A 16,904-nucleotide genomic window follows, 5' to 3' on the forward strand; every position below is an offset into this window, starting at 1 on the left:
CGGACCAGGATCAGACACTCAGGGATGCGGGGCGGCGCTGTCGTCCCGCATTTCCTTTATGACATCGCGCATCGTGTCGCGCAGGCCATCGGCTGCCGTTATGTGCAGGTCGCGTTGCGGGAAGGGGAATTCGATTCCCTCCGCGTGGAACTTGTCCCAGATGGCAAGCCGGATATCGCTTGCAACATTCACCACGCCGGCTTCCGGATCATTGACCCAGATGCGCAATTCGAGATCCACGGAATTGTCACCAAAGCCGATGAGCCGGGTGGCGGGTGGCGGGGCCTTCAGTACACGGTCGTTTTCCTGCGCCGCCTCCATCATCAGGTCCAGCGCCTTGCGCACGTCGGACTGATAGCTGACACCGACGCCGATCTTGAGCCGGACGGCACGGTCGGAGAAGGACCAGTTCACCACCTGTTGGGTGATCAGGTCCTCATTGGGGATGAGGTATTCCTTGCCGTCGCGGGTGACGATGGCCGCGTAGCGCGCGCCGAGCTTGGAAATCCAGCCATAGGCTTCGCCGATTTCGATCACGTCGCCCGGCTTGATGGAGCGGTCGAGCAGCAGGATCATGCCGCTGATGAGGTTGGAGACAACCTTCTGCAGGCCGAAGCCGATGCCGACACCGATGGCACCTGAGAACACCGCGACCGCTGTGAAGTCGATGCCAATCGAAGTGAGGCCCACCAGGACGGCAATGGTCAACAGCGCGATGCGCACCACCTTGCCCACCAGCACGCGGGCAGCGGGCGTGACGCCGTCCACACGGCCAAGCTGGGTTTCCAGCACGCGGGCGAGCGTAATGGCAGCCCAGAGCAGGAGGCTGATAAGCAGGATGCCGTTGACGATGGTGAGCAGGGATATGCGCATCCCGCCAGCGGTGAAAGCCGCAGCATCCAGCGCCTGGATGAAGGCTTCCAGCCAGCCGACAATGGCGAGCGCTGCCACCGCCCAGATGACGAGCCCGGCCAGCTGTGTGAGGCCCGTCTGCCTGGTGAGTGCGGTAATCAGCCGGATCAACACCCAGGCGATCAGCAAGCTGCCGGCAATGGTCAGCAAGACCGGGTCCCGCCCGGCAGCGCGCACAGCCGTGCCCGCGCCCCAGGTGAGCACCAGCGCCATGATGGGTCCGGCAAGGGCGCCGATGCGTTCCACACGGGTCCGCAGCCATGACCGGCCTGCCAGACGCATGGCAGCCGAAGCGATGACCGGCGCAAGACGGCGGCCGGCCAGAATGGCGATGACAGCGATCAGCGCGAGCAGGCCGGCCTCGATGGCGACATCAACTGTCAGCACCTCGTCACGCAGCCAGGCGAGCGCTTTTTCCACGAGCGGTTTTGCATCCGCTGCCGCTTCGGCAAGGTCGGGCAGGTCCGGCGCGGCGGGACTCTCGGGGGCGGGTTGGTACATGTTCCATATACGATCACCGGCTCCGCCCGCTGTCGAGGGGTTCGCGCGGCTGGCGGCTGCGTGCTAGGACTTCGCCCGACCCTGATATTTCTCCTGGATAGACCTCATGTCGGAAACAATCGACGTTCTTGACCGCCACCGCTTCGATGAAGCCACCCTTGCCCGCTGGTGCGAGGCCAATGTGGATGGCTTTGAAGGCCCGCTCAGCGTCCGCCAGTTCCAGGGCGGGCAATCCAACCCGACCTTCCAGCTGGTGACGCCGGCGCGCAAATATGTGCTGCGGAAGAAACCCCCGGGCCAGCTTTTGGCCAGCGCCCATCAAGTCGACCGCGAATACAAGGTGATGAAAGCCCTGGCCGACACACCGGTGCCGGTGCCGCACATGTATGCGCTGTGCGAGGACGACGCAGTGATCGGCACGGCCTTCTACGTCATGGAGCACCTGGAGGGCCGTGTGTTCCGTGATCCGACGCTGCCCGAGCAAACACCTGAAGAGCGCGCGGCCATCTATGACGACATGAACCGTGTGCTGGCGGAACTGCACAAGGTGGATTTTGCCGCTGTCGGCCTTGAGGATTTCGGGCGCCCGGGCAATTACTTCGAGCGGCAGATATCACGCTGGATCAAGCAGTACCGCGCAGCTGAGACCGAGACGATTGCCGACATGGAAGAGCTCATTGCCTGGATGCCGGACAACATTCCGGATGAGGACAGTGTCTCGATTGCCCATGGTGATTTCCGGCTCGAGAACACCATGTACCACCCCACCGAGCCGAAGATGATTGCGGTGCTGGACTGGGAGCTTTCGACCATCGGTCATCCGCTGGCGGATCTCGGCTACAATTCGATGCTCTACCACATCGACAGCCCCACCATGGGCACGCTGACGCGCGTTGATTTCACCACGTCCGGCATTCCCGATGAGGATGAGTATGTGGCTGCCTATTGCCGCCGCACGGGACGCGAGGGGATCGAGAACTGGCCGTTCTATGTAGGCTTCTCGATCTTCCGCCTCGCCTCCATTGCCCAGGGCGTCTACAAGCGCGGCCTGGACGGCAATGCCAGTTCCGAGAAGGCCCTGATCTATGGCAACGCGGCCAAGATGCTTGCCGAGGCGGCCCTGGCACAGACGAAAAAGCTTCGTTAACCCTCCGGCACCCGACGCAAAACCGCCGGAAAATCCCGGCTTTATGGCAGGCGACAAATTGCGCCTGCCATGGCCTACGGGTTCTTAACTATTCCGTGCCCAGACTTTGAGCAGTGAACCAACTGCTGTGAAGTCATAACAATATGCCGCAGGGTCCAAAGTCGCGTGGGAGGAAAGCGACCGGCACACCGCTTCTGGATGGAGCGGCGCCGGATGCATTTTTTCGCACCGTGGTCGAGAACGCCGCGGACATGATCTCCGTGATCGACGAGAACGGCCGGGTCATTTATTCCAACCCGGTCGGCAAGCACCTGTTCGAGGTTTTCTCCGGTGCCGTTGATCGTCTTGGCCCGGAGCTTTTCCACCCCGATGATTATCCGCTGGTTGCAACCGAATTCGGCCAACTGGTGGAGCATGGCGGCCGCAGGCAGTTGACCGACCATCGCATGCGAACCGTATCCGGCAATTGGATCTGGGTTCAGACCCACGCCATCAACATGCTGGATGATCCCAACGTCAATGGCGTGGTGATGGTGACCCGTGACATAATTGCCCAGAAACGCCGCGAAGAAGAAATTCAGCGCGCTGAGAAAGCCGTTAATTTCGGCCACTGGCGCTGGGACAAGTACGAGCCGGGCCCCTACTGGTCGGACGGCATGTTCTCCATGGTTGGGCTGCGCCGCGAAGACATGCCCACCGACATGCGGTGGACGCTGGACCTTATGTCGCCGGATGACAGTGAGACCGTATTCACCGAAGTAATGGAGGCGCTGGTTAGCGGTGCCTCGTTCAACCGCATTGTCTCAATGCGTCATTCCGACGGCACCTATCGCCGGACCATGCTGATGGGTCATGTGGAGCGGGACGGCAGCGGCGATGCAGTCTCGATTGTCGGCATCTGCCAGGACGTGACGGAACTGGAATCCGCCAACGAAGCCGTCCGGCAGTCGGAGCAGGAATTCCGTCTGCTGGCGGAGCATTCTACGGATGCCATTGCGCGCTTCACGAAGGACGGACGCATTGCCTACATTTCCCCGTCCATCGAGAGGATCCTGGGACACAAGCCAGAAAACTGCACCGGGTTAATGGCAGCAGAGTTCCTGCACCCTGATGATCTGGTGCCGGTAACGGCAGCGGTCGAAGCCATGCGCTTTGACCGGCAGATGCGGCGCACATCCTTCCGGATGAAGCGGACGGACGGCCATTATGTGTGGCTGGAAGCTGCGCTGGGGCCCCTGTTTGATGCCCATGACAATTTCGAAGGCTTCGTGTCCTGCACCCGCGACATCACTGAGCAGAAGCGGCGTGAGCAGGAGCTGATGGCCGCGCGGGAACGGGCGGAGCAGGCAAGCATGACCAAGTCACGCTTCCTGGCCAATATGAGCCACGAGCTCCGCACGCCGCTGAACGCCATTCTTGGTTTCTCGGAAATGATGACGCGCCAGGTCTTCGGTCCGCTGGGCGCGCAGCAATATGACGAATATGCCGGGCATATCCACGAAAGCGGCAGCCATCTTCTGTCGCTGATCGGCGATATTCTGGACATGTCGAAGATCGAGGCGGGCAAGTACGACCTCACCGTCGAGGACGTGCCGCTGGCGCCGATCCTGCGCAAGGCCGGCCGCATGGTGGAAACCCGGGTTGCCGAAGGTGAGATCGAGCTTCTGATCGACGCGGATGACGTGGACGGCATGGCCGTCTATGCGGATGAGCGGGCGCTGATCCAGGTCATGCTGAATGTGCTGTCCAACGCGGTGAAGTTCACGCCAGCCGGCGGACGCATCACGGTGGCTGCGGCACCCAGCGATGCGGGCGCCATTACAATCAGCGTGACGGATACGGGCGTCGGCATCGAAGAGAAAGACCTTGAGCGCGTGCTGCATCCCTTCGAGCAGGTGGTGAAGCACGCGGAGCTCGCCAGCCAGGGAACGGGTCTCGGCCTGCCGCTGGTAAAGGCGCTTGTTGAGCTTCAGGATGGGCGGTTTGATATCTCAAGCCAGCCCGGCGCCGGCACGACCGTTGCGATCACGCTGCCTGCCGCTGTCGCTGCGCGGGTGCCCGCCGCTCCGGATGTGCGCCAGCAGGCCTGACGCGAACCGGCCGCTCAGCGCATGCCCTTGAGGGCGGCGTCCATTTCCTCATAGATGCGGGCAACGGCGGGCTCCTCGAAGATGCCGCGCCAATAGCCAGTGACGCTGGGGTGATCATCCAGCAGGCACACGGACTTGCCGAACAGCTCCGGAATCTTCCGTACGAAGAACAGGATGGGCACCAGGGCGCAATCGGCGAGGGACATTCGCCCGCCGACGGCATGGGCATCACCATCCAGATAGTAATCGAGCCAGGTAAGCGCCTTTTTCAAATCCTTGAAGGCTGCCACGACCTTGTCGTGGTCACGCACGCTCGGATCGATATTGCCGAACAGGGTGGTCAGCGGCTGCAGCAGGTAAAGATCGCCGATCCGGCCCAGCAACCGGACGCGCGCGCGTTCGCGGGCATCGTCCGGCAGCAAGGACGGCTCGGGGTAGAGCTGTTCAAGATATTCGCAGATGGTCTCTGATTCCGGCAGCACCCAGCCGTCATCGGTTTCAAGCGCGGGCACCTTTCCCAGCGGCGTCAGGGCCAGAAAGGCCTCCGGCTCGAGGGTGGCAAAGGGATCGATCATCTCCACCTCGATGCCCTTGTGATAGAGCATCAGGCGGCAGCGGGCGGAGAAGGGCGACAGATTGTTGTTGTAGAGCTTCATCGGCTGATCCTCCGCTCCCCGTCCGGGCCGGTGCGTTATGCACCTTGCAGCGGGCCGGGAGCCGACAGTTATTTTGCGACAGAAAGACGGCGCTGCAAGGGGCCGTGTTCTGCCGGATTGGACCTTTCAGGCAAGCTGATCGGGGCAGGTCCGTGGTGGCACTTGGCACAAAGACAGACAGCCCGGACACCATATGGTGCCGGGCTGTCCGCTTAACAACTCCTGGTCAGAGCGATCACGAGACTGCTACTCGGCAGCAGCGCGCATCTCGTCCAGGTGCTTCTTGTACTCAAGGCGGGCGATGGTGCGGTTGTGCACTTCGTCCGGACCGTCGGCCAGGCGCAGGGTACGGATACCCGAATAGGCCTTGGCGAGACCGAAGTCGCTGGTCACGCCGCCGCCGCCATGGGCCTGGATGGCATCATCGATGACCTGCAGGGCAATGCGCGGACCGGCCACCTTGATCATGGCGATCTCGGCGCGGGCGACCTTGTTGCCCACCTTGTCCATCATGTCCGCCGCCTTGAGGGTCAGCAGACGGGTCATTTCGATATTGGTGCGGGCTTCGGCCACGCGCTGTTCCCACACTGAGTGCTCGGCGACCTTCTTGCCGAAGGCTTCACGGGTCAGCAGGCGCTTCACCATCTTTTCGAGGCACCGCTCGGCAACGCCGATGGTGCGCATGCAGTGGTGGATACGTCCCGGGCCGAGGCGACCCTGGGCGATCTCGAAGCCACGGCCCTCGCCGAGGATAAGGTTGCCGGCCGGCACCCGCACATCCTTGAGGATGACTTCGGCGTGGCCGTGCGGCGCGTCATCATAACCGAAGACCGGCAGCATACGGACGATCTCGATGCCCGGCGAGTCCAGCGGGACGATGATCTGCGACTGCTGGCGATAGGCATCGGCGCCCGGGTCGGTCTTGCCCATGACGATGGCCACCTTGCAGCGCGGATCACCCACGCCCGACGACCACCACTTGCGGCCGTTGATGACATATTCATCGCCGTCCCGCTCGATGCGGGTCTCGATGTTGGTGGCGTCGGACGACGCAACCGCCGGTTCGGTCATCAGGAAGGCGGAGCGGATTTCACCGGCCAGAAGCGGCTTCAGGTACTTTTCCTTCAGCTCTTCGGAGGCATAGCGCTCGAACACTTCCATGTTGCCGGTGTCGGGTGCGGAGCAGTTGAACACTTCCGACGCCCAGCCGACGCGGCCCATGATCTCGCAGAGCGGTGCGTATTCGAGGTTGGAGGTGCCGCCACCATGCTCGGAATCCGGCAGGAAGAGGTTCCACAGGCCGGCTTCGCGGGCCTTCGGCTTCAGGTCTTCCAGGATCTGCGGCACCTGCCACGGATTGCCTTCCTTGCGGAACGCGTCCATCTGGGCGTTGTAGGTGTCTTCGTTCGGATAGATGTGCTCATCCATGAAGGCTTCGAGCCGGGCAATCAGCTCCTTCACCTTGTCGGTATGTTCGAAATTCATCTTGCCGTTTCCTCTTTGGTTTCGGGTTAGCGAATATCGGTTTCGGGACGGACTCTATCCCCTTGAAAACGCCGCGTCACGTCCCAAAGGGGACGCGGAATGCCGCGCCGGGCAATTCCCGGCTTTTCCCGTTGTGCATGTGCGAAGAGGAACGACGCAGCCGCGCTTTCAGCCGTCACGGCGGCTGCGGAAGAAGCCCTTCAGCAGTGAAGAGGCGCGGGCGGCATCAAGCCCGCCATAGACCTCCGGGGCATGGTGGCAGGTGGGACGTTCGAACACCCGGGCACCATGGGCCACCCCGCCGCCCTTGGGGTCATCCGCGCCATAATAGAGCCGCCGTATGCGGGCGAAGGAGATGGCGCCCGCGCACATGGGGCACGGCTCGAGGGTGACATAGAGGTCGCAGCCGATGAGCCGCTCGGAGCCAAGCGCCGCTGCCGCGTGGCGGATCACCAGCATTTCCGCATGCGCCGTCGGGTCGCGGTCTTCCAGCGTGCGGTTGCCGGCGCGGGCGAGGACCCTGCCGTCCGGGCCGGTGACGACAGCACCCACGGGCACTTCGCCACGGGCCGCGGCGGCTTCCGCCTCGGCAAAGGCGATATCCATGGGGGCTTGATGCATCAAATAGAAGCTTTGTTGCTGCAGTCTTAGTGCCAGGATCCGATTTCGAACATCATCGCCCCATCGCTGCTAGATTTAGCAGCTCTTCGGAGACCACACGAAGATCGCTCTTTACGCGGTCGATGTCATTTCGGCGCGCATTGTACCTGCGGTTGTGGGCGGACAGGTCGCCAAGGCGTTTAAGGTCGTCCAAACCCTTTTCAGCATTTCGACCCAAATTAAACCTAGCGTCACCCTTCAATATGGCAACCAACTCGGCAAGCATACAGAAATGCCCACTACTGCCCTTTATGGCATCTGCAATTCCACCGGCTTCGTACACCTCGATAATTAGGGTCTCGATAAGCCGCCGGCACATTACAGCACAGCAATCGTATAATTGGTTGTCATAGCTGTTGTTAATCTGGACAACTACTTTTTCAATATAGCCTCTTGTTCTCTCAAAAATGCTTGGGTCTAAAACGGACGATGATGATGCACTTGGCAGTGCTGATACGTAGGGTCCAAATTTCTGATCCAGCTCGGCGAGCTTTCTTGCATTCGGTCTATAAGGCCCACTCTTGCCTCCCAGAACCCGCTGGTCTGCTTTCAGTTTTGTGCGAAGCCATACGCCACTCGGCGCCGAGTACCCTGCATCTACAAAGCAGGATTTTATGTCAGCATACGGAACTTTTACACTCTCATCAAAGCGGCAGGCCAACCAAATTACAGCAACAGCCCTTTCATCGTTCGTAAAATCAGCTGTTCGAAGATTTTTTAATAGATCAACTAAGGGTCCATTCGGCATGTCTCTCCCAGCCTCATGCAATCACCGACTCTCCAAGAACAAAAGCCGTTAATATCCTCATCGCTTGGGTTTTTTCGGCTGGGTTTAGTATTATTTTCCCGTTTCTAATCTGCAGCCAAGCACAGTTCTTTAAACTTCTCGCGGGGTTGCTGTATTTTGCTCCAATTTGATTGAGGACGTCGATCGCTAATTTTTGCGTAGGTTCAAACGATCGCTCATGCTGCGCCCAGCCAACCAAAGCGGTTGCAGCCAAAACCAGAGCAGGCACACTACCTGTGCCCCGCTTCGGAGTATTCTTGACGAATGATTCCCACTTCCTAGTGTCCAGGTTTAGGTATGGCGCGTCAGGCTGTGGACCAAGAGCTCCGACTAGTTGTTCTACTGAAACTCCTACATCTCGAGCAAATTTGCTGACTGAATCTCCTTCATCTGCAACAGACGATCCGTTCTTTTCAATCTCATTATTTCCTACAGATTCCTGAAATACGCCGCCGTCCAATCCGCGTATCTGCTTTAGAACTGCCTGCCATAAAGCGACATCATCCGATTCATCGACGATGGTCTCGTCCGCATACAACACTACGCGCAGTTCCGCACTGCTTGCTGTCATCTCATTCTCCTCGAAGCAAACCTGGTCAATGGACCCTAATTACTTCATCACCCACCAACGACGTCAAGGAAGATTGGTTGGTTCGCAAACACAATGGATGTCTAGCAGTGGGGTATTTGGTGTGAATTGAGCATCGTAGTTGACGACAGCTTCTGATAGAGACGCGGAGATGAGCGACACCCCGAAGACAGATCAGCCGGCCACCGGCGGCACGGACGCCCCCGCCGACGGCGAGCGCATTGCCAAATACCTGGCGCGTGCGGGCATCTGCTCGCGCCGGGAAGCCGAGGCGATGATCGAGGCCGGTCGCGTCAAGCTGGACGGGCGCATGCTGACGACCCCGGCCATCAAGGTAACCCGGGCCAACCAGATCATGGTGGATGGCAAGGTGGTGCGGCCGCCGGAACCGACCCGGCTGTGGCGCTATCACAAGCCGGTGGGGCTGGTGACGACGGCGCGCGACCCGCAGGGACGGCCGACCGTCTTTGATGCGCTGCCCAAGGACATGCCGCGGGTGATCTCCGTCGGGCGGCTCGACATTGCGTCCGAAGGCCTGTTGCTGCTGACCAATGACGGCGAGCTGGCCCGCAAGCTGGAACTGCCGGCGACGGGCTGGGTGCGCCGCTACCGGGTGCGCGTGCACGGGCGCATCGAAGACACAGCGCTGGCCCGGCTCGCCCGGGGCATCACGGTCGACGGGATCAAATATGGTCCGATCGACGCGCAACGGCAGGAAGCCTCGTCGCGGGACAAGGCGGGCGGGCGCAACCAGTGGCTCACGGTCTCGCTCAAGGAGGGCAAGAACCGCGAAGTGCGCCGGGTGCTGGCAGCCATCGGCCTTGATGTGAACCGGCTCATCCGCCTCTCCTACGGCCCGTTCCAGCTGGGCGATCTGGCGCGCGGGGCCACCGAGGAAGTGCCCGAGCGGGTGATGGAAGACCAGCTCGGCAACCGGCCGCGCACCCCGCGGCGCGGCGACGGCTGGGCCAAGGCCAAGCCTGCCTCGCGGCCGCATGGCAAGAAAAAGCCCGTGGCGAAGGGCAAGCCCGTGGCGAAGGGCACGCCAAAGAGCCCGTCACAGACAGGACCAAAGACAAAACCCAAGACCGCCCCCAAGGGCAGACCCGTAAGCGGAGCGAAACCCGATGCGCATCGTCGGCGGCCGTAACAAGGGCCGGCCTTTGCAGACGCCGAAGGACAATCGGGTGCGGCCGACGACGGACCGGACGCGCGAAGCCCTGTTCAACGTGCTGGCCCATGGGGATTTCGGCGACTGGACCCTGGAGGATGCGCGCGTGCTGGATCTGTTCGCGGGCACGGGCGCCATGGGACTTGAAGCCCTGTCGCGCGGGGCGTCTTTCGCGCTGTTTGTCGATGACCATCCGCAGAGCCGCGGGCTGATCCGCACCAACGCGGACACGTTGGGCGAGACCGGCCGCATCAAACTCTACCGACGCGATGCCACAAAGCTTGGCCCGCGCGAAGGTTCCAGCGGCCCGCCCTTCAACCTTGTTTTCTGTGACCCGCCCTATGGCAAGGAGCTGGGGGAAAAGGCGCTTGCCGCAGCGCTTGGCGGCGGCTGGCTTGCACTGGGAGCGCTGTGCGTGCTGGAGGAAGCGGCGTCTGCTGATGTGACGTGTCCGGACGGTTTTGAAGAGATCGACCGGCGCGGCTATGGCGACACACAGGTGGTGTTCCTGCAGCCTCAACAATCTGGCTCATAGCGCTCTCCCTCCGCTCAGGCCGGAGGGAGAGCGGGCTGGTCGATATCACCGCCGCCCGAACAGCTTCTCGATATCCGGCAGGGTCAGCTTCACATAGGTGGGGCGGCCATGATTGCATTGGCCGGAATGGGGGGTGACTTCCATTTCGCGCAACAGGGCGTTCATCTCAGCCGCGGTGAGGCGGCGGCCGGCGCGCACGGAGCCGTGGCACGCCATGGTGCCGGACACTTCATCCAGACGCTCTTTCAGGGACAGCGCCTCTCCAAGCTCGGCAACTTCATCGGCGAGGTCGCGGATGAGGCCCTGAATGTCCGTGTCGCCCAACATGGCGGGCGTCTCGCGGACGATGATGGTGCCATCGCCGAAGGGCTCGATGACCAGGCCCAGCTCCGCCAGTTCATCGGAGCGGTCTGCCAGGGCTGCGGCCTCCCCTGCCCCCAGCTCCACCACTTCGGGCACAAGCAGGGCCTGCCGTTTGATCCCGGCTTCGGAGAGGGCCTTCTTCATGCGCTCATGCACCAGCCGCTCATGGGCGGCGTGCTGATCGACCAGGATCAGACCGTCGCGGGTTTCCGACACGATATAGGTGAGGTGAAGCTGGCCGCGCGCCGCGCCGAGGGGGCGGTCCATCAGGTCATCCGTGGACGCTGTATCTTCCACCCGCGCCTCGGCGCGTTCGAAGCCCGCCAGGGCGTCTGCCGGTGTGTGGGCGGATGCCTCGCCGCCGTGGCCGTCTTCCATGCCCGGCACGTGGGTGGCGGGGGCAGAGGGTGCGAAACTGCGGGAGGCCAGCTCCATGAGGTGGCGCTGAGGCGGGGGCCGGTGCAGGGTCTGAGGCTCAGGCCGGAATGCCCCCAGGGCCGCGCCTGCCACGGTGGTGGACGCGCGATGGCCGGCAGCGTCGAGCGCCATGCGCAGGCTCTTGACGATCAGTGCCCGCACATGGCCGGGGTCACGGAAGCGCACTTCCGCCTTGGCGGGGTGGACGTTCACATCGACCTCAGCCGGATCGACCTCGACGAACAGCGCCAGGATGGGGTGGCGGTCACGGGCGAGAAAATCCGCGTAGGCGCCGCGGACAGCCCCTGTCAGGAGCTTGTCGCGCACGGGCCGTCCGTTCACGAACAGATACTGCGCCTGGGCGTTGCCGCGGTTGAAGGTGGGCAGGCCCGCATGGCCGTGGATCGCAATGCCCTCACGCTCAATGGCGACGGGCATGACATTGTCCTGGAAGTCGCGCCCGAGGATGCGCGCCAGCCGCGCCAGATGTGCTTCTTCATCATCGGTGGCGGCTTCCGCATCAAGCCGCAGCATAGTGCGGCCTTCGTGGGTGAGCGAAAACGCCACGCGCGGATGAGCCATGGCGATGCGCTTGACAACGTCACTGACGGCCTGCGCCTCGGCACGATCCGATTTCAGGAATTTGAGCCGGGCGGGGGTTGCGAAGAAGATGTCGCGCACCTCGATACGCGTGCCGGGGGCCGTGCCCGCGGGCCGGGGACCTGACAGCTTGCCCCCTTCCACCTTAAGCGCATGGCCCTCCCCGCCACGCGGACGGCTGATGATGCCAAGCCGTGCCACAGCGCCGATGGAGGGCAATGCCTCACCGCGAAAGCCCAAGCTGTTGATGTGCACGAGGTCTTCGGTGCCTGCGTCATCAACCGCCAGCTTGGAGGTGGCATGACGTTCGATGGCGAGCAGCAGATCGTCCGCCGTCATGCCGCAGCCGTCATCCTCGACGCTGACAAGCGTCTTGCCGCCGCCGGAAATCGCCACGTCGATGCGGCGCGCACCCGCATCAAGGGCGTTCTCCACCAGTTCCTTCACAGCGCTGGCCGGGCGCTCCACCACCTCACCGGCCGCGATGCGGTTGACCGTGCCTTCGCTCAGGCGGCGGATCTGCGGACGGGGGGGCGTTGCTCCATCAGACGGGCGGGCAGAATCAGAGGCGGGCTCAGCCATAAGCGGCTACATCTCTCCGAGATATTTGCGGGCGAGCACTTTACCTTGTTCGACGGCGGGTTGGTCAAACGGATCAACACCCATGAGGTGGGCTGCGATGATCGTCTCGAGCATGAAATGCATGAGGAGCGCGCCCATGGCGGTCTCGTCCAGCACCGGAATGTCGATGGTGCGGACCGGACGCTTGTTGGCCCTCAGGGTCTCAGCCGTGGCGCGGAACTCGGCGTCCAGGAGATCACCCATCGCCTTGCCGTCGAGATAGGCCAGGGCCGGGTCATCGGTCGCGACACGGGGGCCTGCGCCCGCGCAGCCGACGGACATCACGGTATAGGCCTTGTCAGCGGGGCCCGCGAGATAGAGCTGCAGCTGGCTGTGCTGGTCCACCGGGCCGATGCCGGTGGCGGGCAGCGTGCCCTTGCCGTCCTTGCCGAGGCTTTCGGCCCAGAGCTGACGGTACCAGAGGCCGAAACGCTCCAGCCTGTCCGAATAGGCAAGGATGATGCTGGTGGCGATGGCGGCATCCTCCGCCAGCCCGACCTGCATGGCCGCCCCAGCGGCGGGTGCCACGTCATCGGGCGCAGCGCCATCGAGTATTGGTGCCAGCACGCGGGCCGCGCCTTCGCGAATCGCGGTGGCATCGAGCCCCAGCAGCAGCGCGGGCACGAGGCCGACATTTGTGAGGACAGAGAACCGTCCGCCGACGCCGGTTTCGTGGTCGATGACCGGGGCCCCGACGGCCTGGGCGAACCGGCGCACGGCATTGTCGGTGGGCTCGGTGATGGCGGCGAAGTGGCGGCCAAGGTCGTTTCCCGCCCCTGTCGCCGTGAGGGCTGCCTTGGCCGCATAGGCCTGCATCAATGGCTCCGCCGTGCCGCCGGACTTGGAGACGACGAGAAAGCGTGTTGTGCCCAGATCAAGCGCGGCCATCAGGCGCTCGAAGGTGTGGGGGTCGAGATTTTCAAGGAAGTGGACGCGCGGGCTGCCCACAGCGCCAGTTGACGTCCCGGCCGGGGTGGCGTCATAGGCCAGTTGGGCCAGGGCCTTGGCGCCGAGGCTGGAGCCGCCGATGCCGAGCACGACCACGTCGGTCGCGCCCTCGCGCAGATGCGCTGCGATGCGCTCCATGTCCGCCATATCATCACGCCGGTCCGGCATGCGCAGGAGCGGCAGCGACCCATCCTCGTGCTGTTGCCGCAGGCCTGCGAGCGCAGGGGACGTTGCGTCGAGCAGCGCCTCGAAACGATCCGGCGACAGGCCGCCGGGGCCGAGACTGCCGGACAGATCCTGCAGATAGGGAAGCGATCCGGTGCGGGACGTGGACATGGAGTACTCCGGTTTGCGCGAGCTGCGGAACGGGCGGATGCAAAGCGTAGCAACCGCCCGTGACGCCTCAAAGTCAGCCGGAAGAATAACCCGTCATGGCCTATTCGGTTGCCGAAATGCCTTCCGGCTTGCCGACGGCGACAATACGCATGGCATCGGGGGACAGGGCACGTGAGGCGGCCCGCTTGATGTCGTCCAGTGTCACCGCCTCGATGAGCCCGTTGCGCTCATTGATGTAGTCGATGCCGAGATCCTCGAACTGGATGGCTGCGAGCTGGCTGGCGATGGCGCGGCTCGAATCGAAGCGCAGCGCGTAGGACCCGGTGAGGTAGGTCTTGGCGATTTCCAGCTCATCCTCGGTGATGCCGTTGGCTGCCACGTCGGCGATCTGCTGCCGGGCGACAGAAAGCGCTTCGCCCGCGGTTGCATTGCCGGACGCGAAATAGCCCATGGTGAGCCCGCCATGGCGCAGCGGATAAAGCGAGGTATAGGCCGTATAGGCGAGCCCCCGTTCCTCACGCACCTGCTTGAACATGCGGCTGACGAAGCTGCCGCCGCCGAGCACGTAGTTCATTACATAGGCGGGGATGAAGTCTGCGTCGTCGCGCTTGAGGCCGGTCATGCCCATGACCACGACCGTCTGCGGGTTGTCGCGCTCGATAAGTGTCACGCCGGGCACGAGCGGCTCGGTGGCACCGGCATCCGCGCGCTCGGATGTTTCCGGCAGCGTGCTGAAGGTCTTGTCCAGCAGGGGAATGAGGTCCTGAGCAGAGATGTCACCGACGACAGCGATGGACGCGTTGTCGCGGGCGAGGCTGCCTGCAAGATAGGCCCGCATGTCCCCGACCGTGATGGCGGTGATGCTTTCCGGTGAGCCGGATGTGGGGGTGGCATAGGGGTGGGCACCGAAGGCCTCGGCGAAGAAGGTGCGATAGGCGACGGTGTTGGGGTCTTCCTCATCCTGGGCGAGACCGGCAAGAGCCTGGGCGCGCACGCGGGCGACATCTTCCTCGTCGAAACGCGGCTCGGTGAGAGCCAGGCGCATGAGGCCAAAGGCTTCATCCACATTCTCGGTCAGGGTGCGCATCTGCACATGCACCGTGTCGCGGCCGGCTGAGACGGAGAGCGATACATTGAGGTCGCGCAGGCGGGCGGCAAAGGCCTGGCTGTCATAGGGCCCGGCGCCCTGCGTCATCAGGCTCGTGGTGAGTTCCGCCAGCCCCTCCCTGCCCTCAGGATCAAGATGGGAGCCCGCGTGGAACAGCACTTCGACCGCGACGATGGGGACTGTGTCTTCGGAGACCAGCCAGGCTTCAACGCCGCTGTCCCCGCGCACGGGTTCAATGTCGACGGCGTGGGCCGGCAGGGCGAAGGCCAGGACCGGCAGGAGGAAGGCGCATGCCTTGGCGAAACGGAGCATCAGGCATCCTCCTCCGGGCGCTTGAGGACGCCCGTCACGGAGCGCTCCTTTTTGAGATATTTGCGGGCAGCCGCGTTGACCTGTTCCGGCGTCACGGCCAGTACCCGGTCGGGCCAGGTCGCCGCTTCCTCCACCGTGAGACCGGTCGAGAGGGCCACGCCATAGGCGCGGGCCAGGGCTTGCTGGCTGTCCTGGGCGAAGATGGCGTTGGCCACGAGCGTCTTCTGGGCGCGGGCGACTTCTTCCTCAGTCACGCCCTCTGCCAGGAGCTTGTCGATTTCCGCGTCAATGGCAGCTTCCGCTTCAGCCAGCGACACGCCGTCTGCCGGGATCGCGTAAAAGCCGATGCTGCCGTCATCAAGGGATGAGCCGTAATACCAGCCACTGGCCCCGAGCGCGATCTTCTGCTCGACGACAAGAGACTTGTAGATGCGCGCCGTGGCGCCACCGCCGATGATCTCCGACAGCACGTCCAGGGCCTCCGCCTCACCGGGGGCATCATTGGTGTAGGACGGTGCGAGATAGGCGCGGCGCACATAGGGCTGCTCCACGCGCGCATCCTCCAGCACCACCCGGCGGGCCGCGCGCTGCGGCGGGTCCATGGGCCGGTCGCGGGTATAGGTTTCGCCATTGGTGGGGATGACGCCGTAGAATTTTTCCGCCAACGGAAGAAGTTCTTCGGCGTCCACGTCGCCCGCAACGATGAGGATGGCGTTGGCGGGGTCGTAGTGCGCCTTATAGAAGGCGGTTGCGTCCTCATGGGTGAGGCCGCGCATCTCATGCTCCCAGCCGATGATGGGGGTGCCGTAGGGGTGGGCGAGATAGAGAACTGCATTCATCTGCTCGGCAAGCAGCGAGCCGGGGTCGTTGTCGATGCGGGCGGAGCGCTCCTCGAGAATCACGTCGCGCTCCGGCAAGGTGATCTCCTCGGTAAGAGCGAGACCCGTCATCCGGTCGGCTTCAAGCTCCATCACAAGCGGCAGGCGGTCGCGTGCCACGCGCTGGAAGTAGCCGGTATAATCATAGGAGGTGAAGGCGTTTTCCTGGCCGCCATTGCGGGCGACGGTGGCAGAAAACTCGCCATTGGGCACCTTGCCGGTGCCCTTGAACATCAGGTGTTCCAGGTAATGCGCGATGCCTGACTTGCCGCGCGGCTCATCTGCCGAGCCCACCTTGTACCAGACCATATGCGTGACCACGGGGGCGCGGCGGTCTTCGATCACTACCACCTGCATGCCATTGGCGAGCGTGAAGCTCCGGGGGATGGGTTGGCCGGTGGCCTCCACCGTGCCGGGATCGCTGATGATCGGCGTGCGGGCCTTGGCCGCCTCGGCATCTTCCGCGGCCTCGACGGCAGCGGTGGCCTGCGGGGCCTCGGGCGTCTCCACATCCTGGAAGGCTTCGTCGCGTTCATCGCCGCAGGCTGTGAGGCCGGCCACAAGGGCCAGGGCGGCAAATGCCTTCAGGGAAAGATGGGTCCGGGCGCGGGGCGGGCGGATCATTCCGGTCTCCTCACTTGCGGGAAGCAGCTCATGACGTGCAGGCAGGGACGTCCGGACGGACTCCCCTGTCCCATATGACCCGCAGAATATGACGGAAAAGGGCCCGCGCCCATGGAAGCTGCGTGCCACATGGTCACGGCTGGGTGACCTTACGTGGATGCTTG

At 63.3% G+C, this 16,904-nt stretch carries 14 protein-coding genes; 4 read left to right on the plus strand and 10 right to left on the minus strand.

Annotation, left to right across the window (positions count from 1 at the left end):
- Nucleotides 1-18 precede the first annotated feature (18 nt).
- Nucleotides 19-1,413 (minus strand): mechanosensitive ion channel family protein, encoded by a 1,395-nt coding sequence (locus HG718_RS10385; RefSeq protein ID WP_160588379.1) that lies wholly within the window; start codon nucleotides 1,411-1,413, stop codon nucleotides 19-21.
- 106 nt (nucleotides 1,414-1,519) lie between these two features.
- On the opposite strand from HG718_RS10385, the gene HG718_RS10390 reads away from it, so the two are divergent.
- Nucleotides 1,520-2,560 (plus strand): phosphotransferase, encoded by a 1,041-nt coding sequence (locus tag HG718_RS10390; protein WP_160588381.1) that lies wholly within the window; start codon nucleotides 1,520-1,522, stop codon nucleotides 2,558-2,560.
- Between the two features lie 143 nt (nucleotides 2,561-2,703).
- Nucleotides 2,704-4,650, plus strand: a complete 1,947-nt coding sequence (locus HG718_RS10395) for a PAS domain-containing protein (RefSeq protein WP_280179191.1) — start codon at nucleotides 2,704-2,706, stop codon at nucleotides 4,648-4,650.
- A 14-nt stretch (nucleotides 4,651-4,664) separates the two neighbouring features.
- Here the strand turns inward: HG718_RS10395 and HG718_RS10400 are convergent, their stop codons facing one another.
- The 5 genes from HG718_RS10400 to HG718_RS10420 all read right to left on the minus strand — a co-directional run bounded on the left by HG718_RS10400 (nucleotide 4,665) and on the right by HG718_RS10420 (nucleotide 8,809).
- A complete protein-coding gene (locus HG718_RS10400; RefSeq protein WP_160588384.1) occupies nucleotides 4,665-5,306 on the minus strand; it encodes a glutathione S-transferase family protein in 642 nt (213 codons plus the stop codon).
- Between the two features lie 246 nt (nucleotides 5,307-5,552).
- On the minus strand, nucleotides 5,553-6,791 hold the full coding sequence (locus HG718_RS10405; protein WP_027839191.1) for an acyl-CoA dehydrogenase family protein: 1,239 nt from the start codon (nucleotides 6,789-6,791) through the stop codon (nucleotides 5,553-5,555).
- A gap of 168 nt (nucleotides 6,792-6,959) precedes the next feature.
- Nucleotides 6,960-7,397, minus strand: coding sequence for a nucleoside deaminase (locus tag HG718_RS10410; RefSeq protein ID WP_160588385.1), 438 nt, complete (start codon nucleotides 7,395-7,397; stop codon nucleotides 6,960-6,962).
- Between the two features lie 67 nt (nucleotides 7,398-7,464).
- Nucleotides 7,465-8,199 carry a hypothetical protein gene (locus tag HG718_RS15585; protein WP_205345695.1) on the minus strand — a complete coding sequence of 245 codons (735 nt, stop codon included), beginning with the start codon at nucleotides 8,197-8,199 and terminating at the stop codon, nucleotides 7,465-7,467.
- A gap of 13 nt (nucleotides 8,200-8,212) precedes the next feature.
- Nucleotides 8,213-8,809 (minus strand): hypothetical protein, encoded by a 597-nt coding sequence (locus HG718_RS10420; RefSeq protein ID WP_160588386.1) that lies wholly within the window; start codon nucleotides 8,807-8,809, stop codon nucleotides 8,213-8,215.
- Nucleotides 8,810-8,978: 169 nt separating this feature from the next.
- Here HG718_RS10420 and HG718_RS10425 point away from each other — a divergent pair, with 169 nt between their 5' ends.
- Nucleotides 8,979-9,977 carry a pseudouridine synthase gene (locus tag HG718_RS10425; RefSeq protein WP_160588387.1) on the plus strand — a complete coding sequence of 333 codons (999 nt, stop codon included), beginning with the start codon at nucleotides 8,979-8,981 and terminating at the stop codon, nucleotides 9,975-9,977.
- Nucleotides 9,955-10,533 (plus strand): 16S rRNA (guanine(966)-N(2))-methyltransferase RsmD, encoded by a 579-nt coding sequence (gene rsmD, locus HG718_RS10430; RefSeq protein ID WP_160588388.1) that lies wholly within the window; start codon nucleotides 9,955-9,957, stop codon nucleotides 10,531-10,533. Before HG718_RS10425 ends, rsmD begins: the two co-directional genes overlap by 23 nt.
- Before the next feature lie 45 nt (nucleotides 10,534-10,578).
- Here the strand turns inward: rsmD and mutL are convergent, their stop codons facing one another.
- The 4 genes from mutL to HG718_RS10450 form a co-directional block, all read right to left on the minus strand.
- Nucleotides 10,579-12,495 carry a DNA mismatch repair endonuclease MutL gene (gene mutL, locus HG718_RS10435; RefSeq protein WP_160588389.1) on the minus strand — a complete coding sequence of 639 codons (1,917 nt, stop codon included), beginning with the start codon at nucleotides 12,493-12,495 and terminating at the stop codon, nucleotides 10,579-10,581.
- 6 nt (nucleotides 12,496-12,501) lie between these two features.
- Entirely contained in the window at nucleotides 12,502-13,818 is a 1,317-nt protein-coding gene (locus HG718_RS10440; protein WP_160588390.1) for a glucose-6-phosphate isomerase, read from the minus strand.
- 100 nt (nucleotides 13,819-13,918) lie between these two features.
- Nucleotides 13,919-15,238 (minus strand): M16 family metallopeptidase, encoded by a 1,320-nt coding sequence (locus tag HG718_RS10445; protein ID WP_160588391.1) that lies wholly within the window; start codon nucleotides 15,236-15,238, stop codon nucleotides 13,919-13,921.
- The gene (locus HG718_RS10450; protein ID WP_160588392.1) at nucleotides 15,238-16,740 is read right to left on the minus strand and encodes a M16 family metallopeptidase; all 1,503 of its coding nucleotides are present in this window, start codon (nucleotides 16,738-16,740) and stop codon (nucleotides 15,238-15,240) included. The genes HG718_RS10445 and HG718_RS10450 overlap by 1 nt, the downstream gene beginning before the upstream one ends.
- Nucleotides 16,741-16,904 lie beyond the last annotated feature (164 nt).

Origin of the sequence: Pyruvatibacter mobilis (assembly GCF_012848855.1) — a bacterium.
GTDB classification, from domain to species: domain Bacteria; phylum Pseudomonadota; class Alphaproteobacteria; order CGMCC-115125; family CGMCC-115125; genus Pyruvatibacter; species Pyruvatibacter mobilis.

Bases quoted from the DNA above. Each gene is read 5' to 3' on its own strand.
- HG718_RS10385 (WP_160588379.1), bottom strand. From the start codon at position 1,413: ATGTACCAACCCGCCCCCGAGAGTCCCGCCGCGCCGGACCTGCCCGAC.
- HG718_RS10390 (WP_160588381.1), top strand. From the start codon at position 1,520: ATGTCGGAAACAATCGACGTTCTTGACCGCCACCGCTTCGATGAAGCC.
- HG718_RS10395 (WP_280179191.1), top strand. From the start codon at position 2,704: ATGCCGCAGGGTCCAAAGTCGCGTGGGAGGAAAGCGACCGGCACACCG.
- HG718_RS10400 (WP_160588384.1), bottom strand. From the start codon at position 5,306: ATGAAGCTCTACAACAACAATCTGTCGCCCTTCTCCGCCCGCTGCCGC.
- HG718_RS10405 (WP_027839191.1), bottom strand. From the start codon at position 6,791: ATGAATTTCGAACATACCGACAAGGTGAAGGAGCTGATTGCCCGGCTC.
- HG718_RS10410 (WP_160588385.1), bottom strand. From the start codon at position 7,397: ATGGATATCGCCTTTGCCGAGGCGGAAGCCGCCGCGGCCCGTGGCGAA.
- HG718_RS15585 (WP_205345695.1), bottom strand. From the start codon at position 8,199: ATGCCGAATGGACCCTTAGTTGATCTATTAAAAAATCTTCGAACAGCT.
- HG718_RS10420 (WP_160588386.1), bottom strand. From the start codon at position 8,809: ATGACAGCAAGCAGTGCGGAACTGCGCGTAGTGTTGTATGCGGACGAG.
- HG718_RS10425 (WP_160588387.1), top strand. From the start codon at position 8,979: ATGAGCGACACCCCGAAGACAGATCAGCCGGCCACCGGCGGCACGGAC.
- rsmD (WP_160588388.1), top strand. From the start codon at position 9,955: ATGCGCATCGTCGGCGGCCGTAACAAGGGCCGGCCTTTGCAGACGCCG.
- mutL (WP_160588389.1), bottom strand. From the start codon at position 12,495: ATGGCTGAGCCCGCCTCTGATTCTGCCCGCCCGTCTGATGGAGCAACG.
- HG718_RS10440 (WP_160588390.1), bottom strand. From the start codon at position 13,818: ATGTCCACGTCCCGCACCGGATCGCTTCCCTATCTGCAGGATCTGTCC.
- HG718_RS10445 (WP_160588391.1), bottom strand. From the start codon at position 15,238: ATGCTCCGTTTCGCCAAGGCATGCGCCTTCCTCCTGCCGGTCCTGGCC.
- HG718_RS10450 (WP_160588392.1), bottom strand. From the start codon at position 16,740: ATGATCCGCCCGCCCCGCGCCCGGACCCATCTTTCCCTGAAGGCATTT.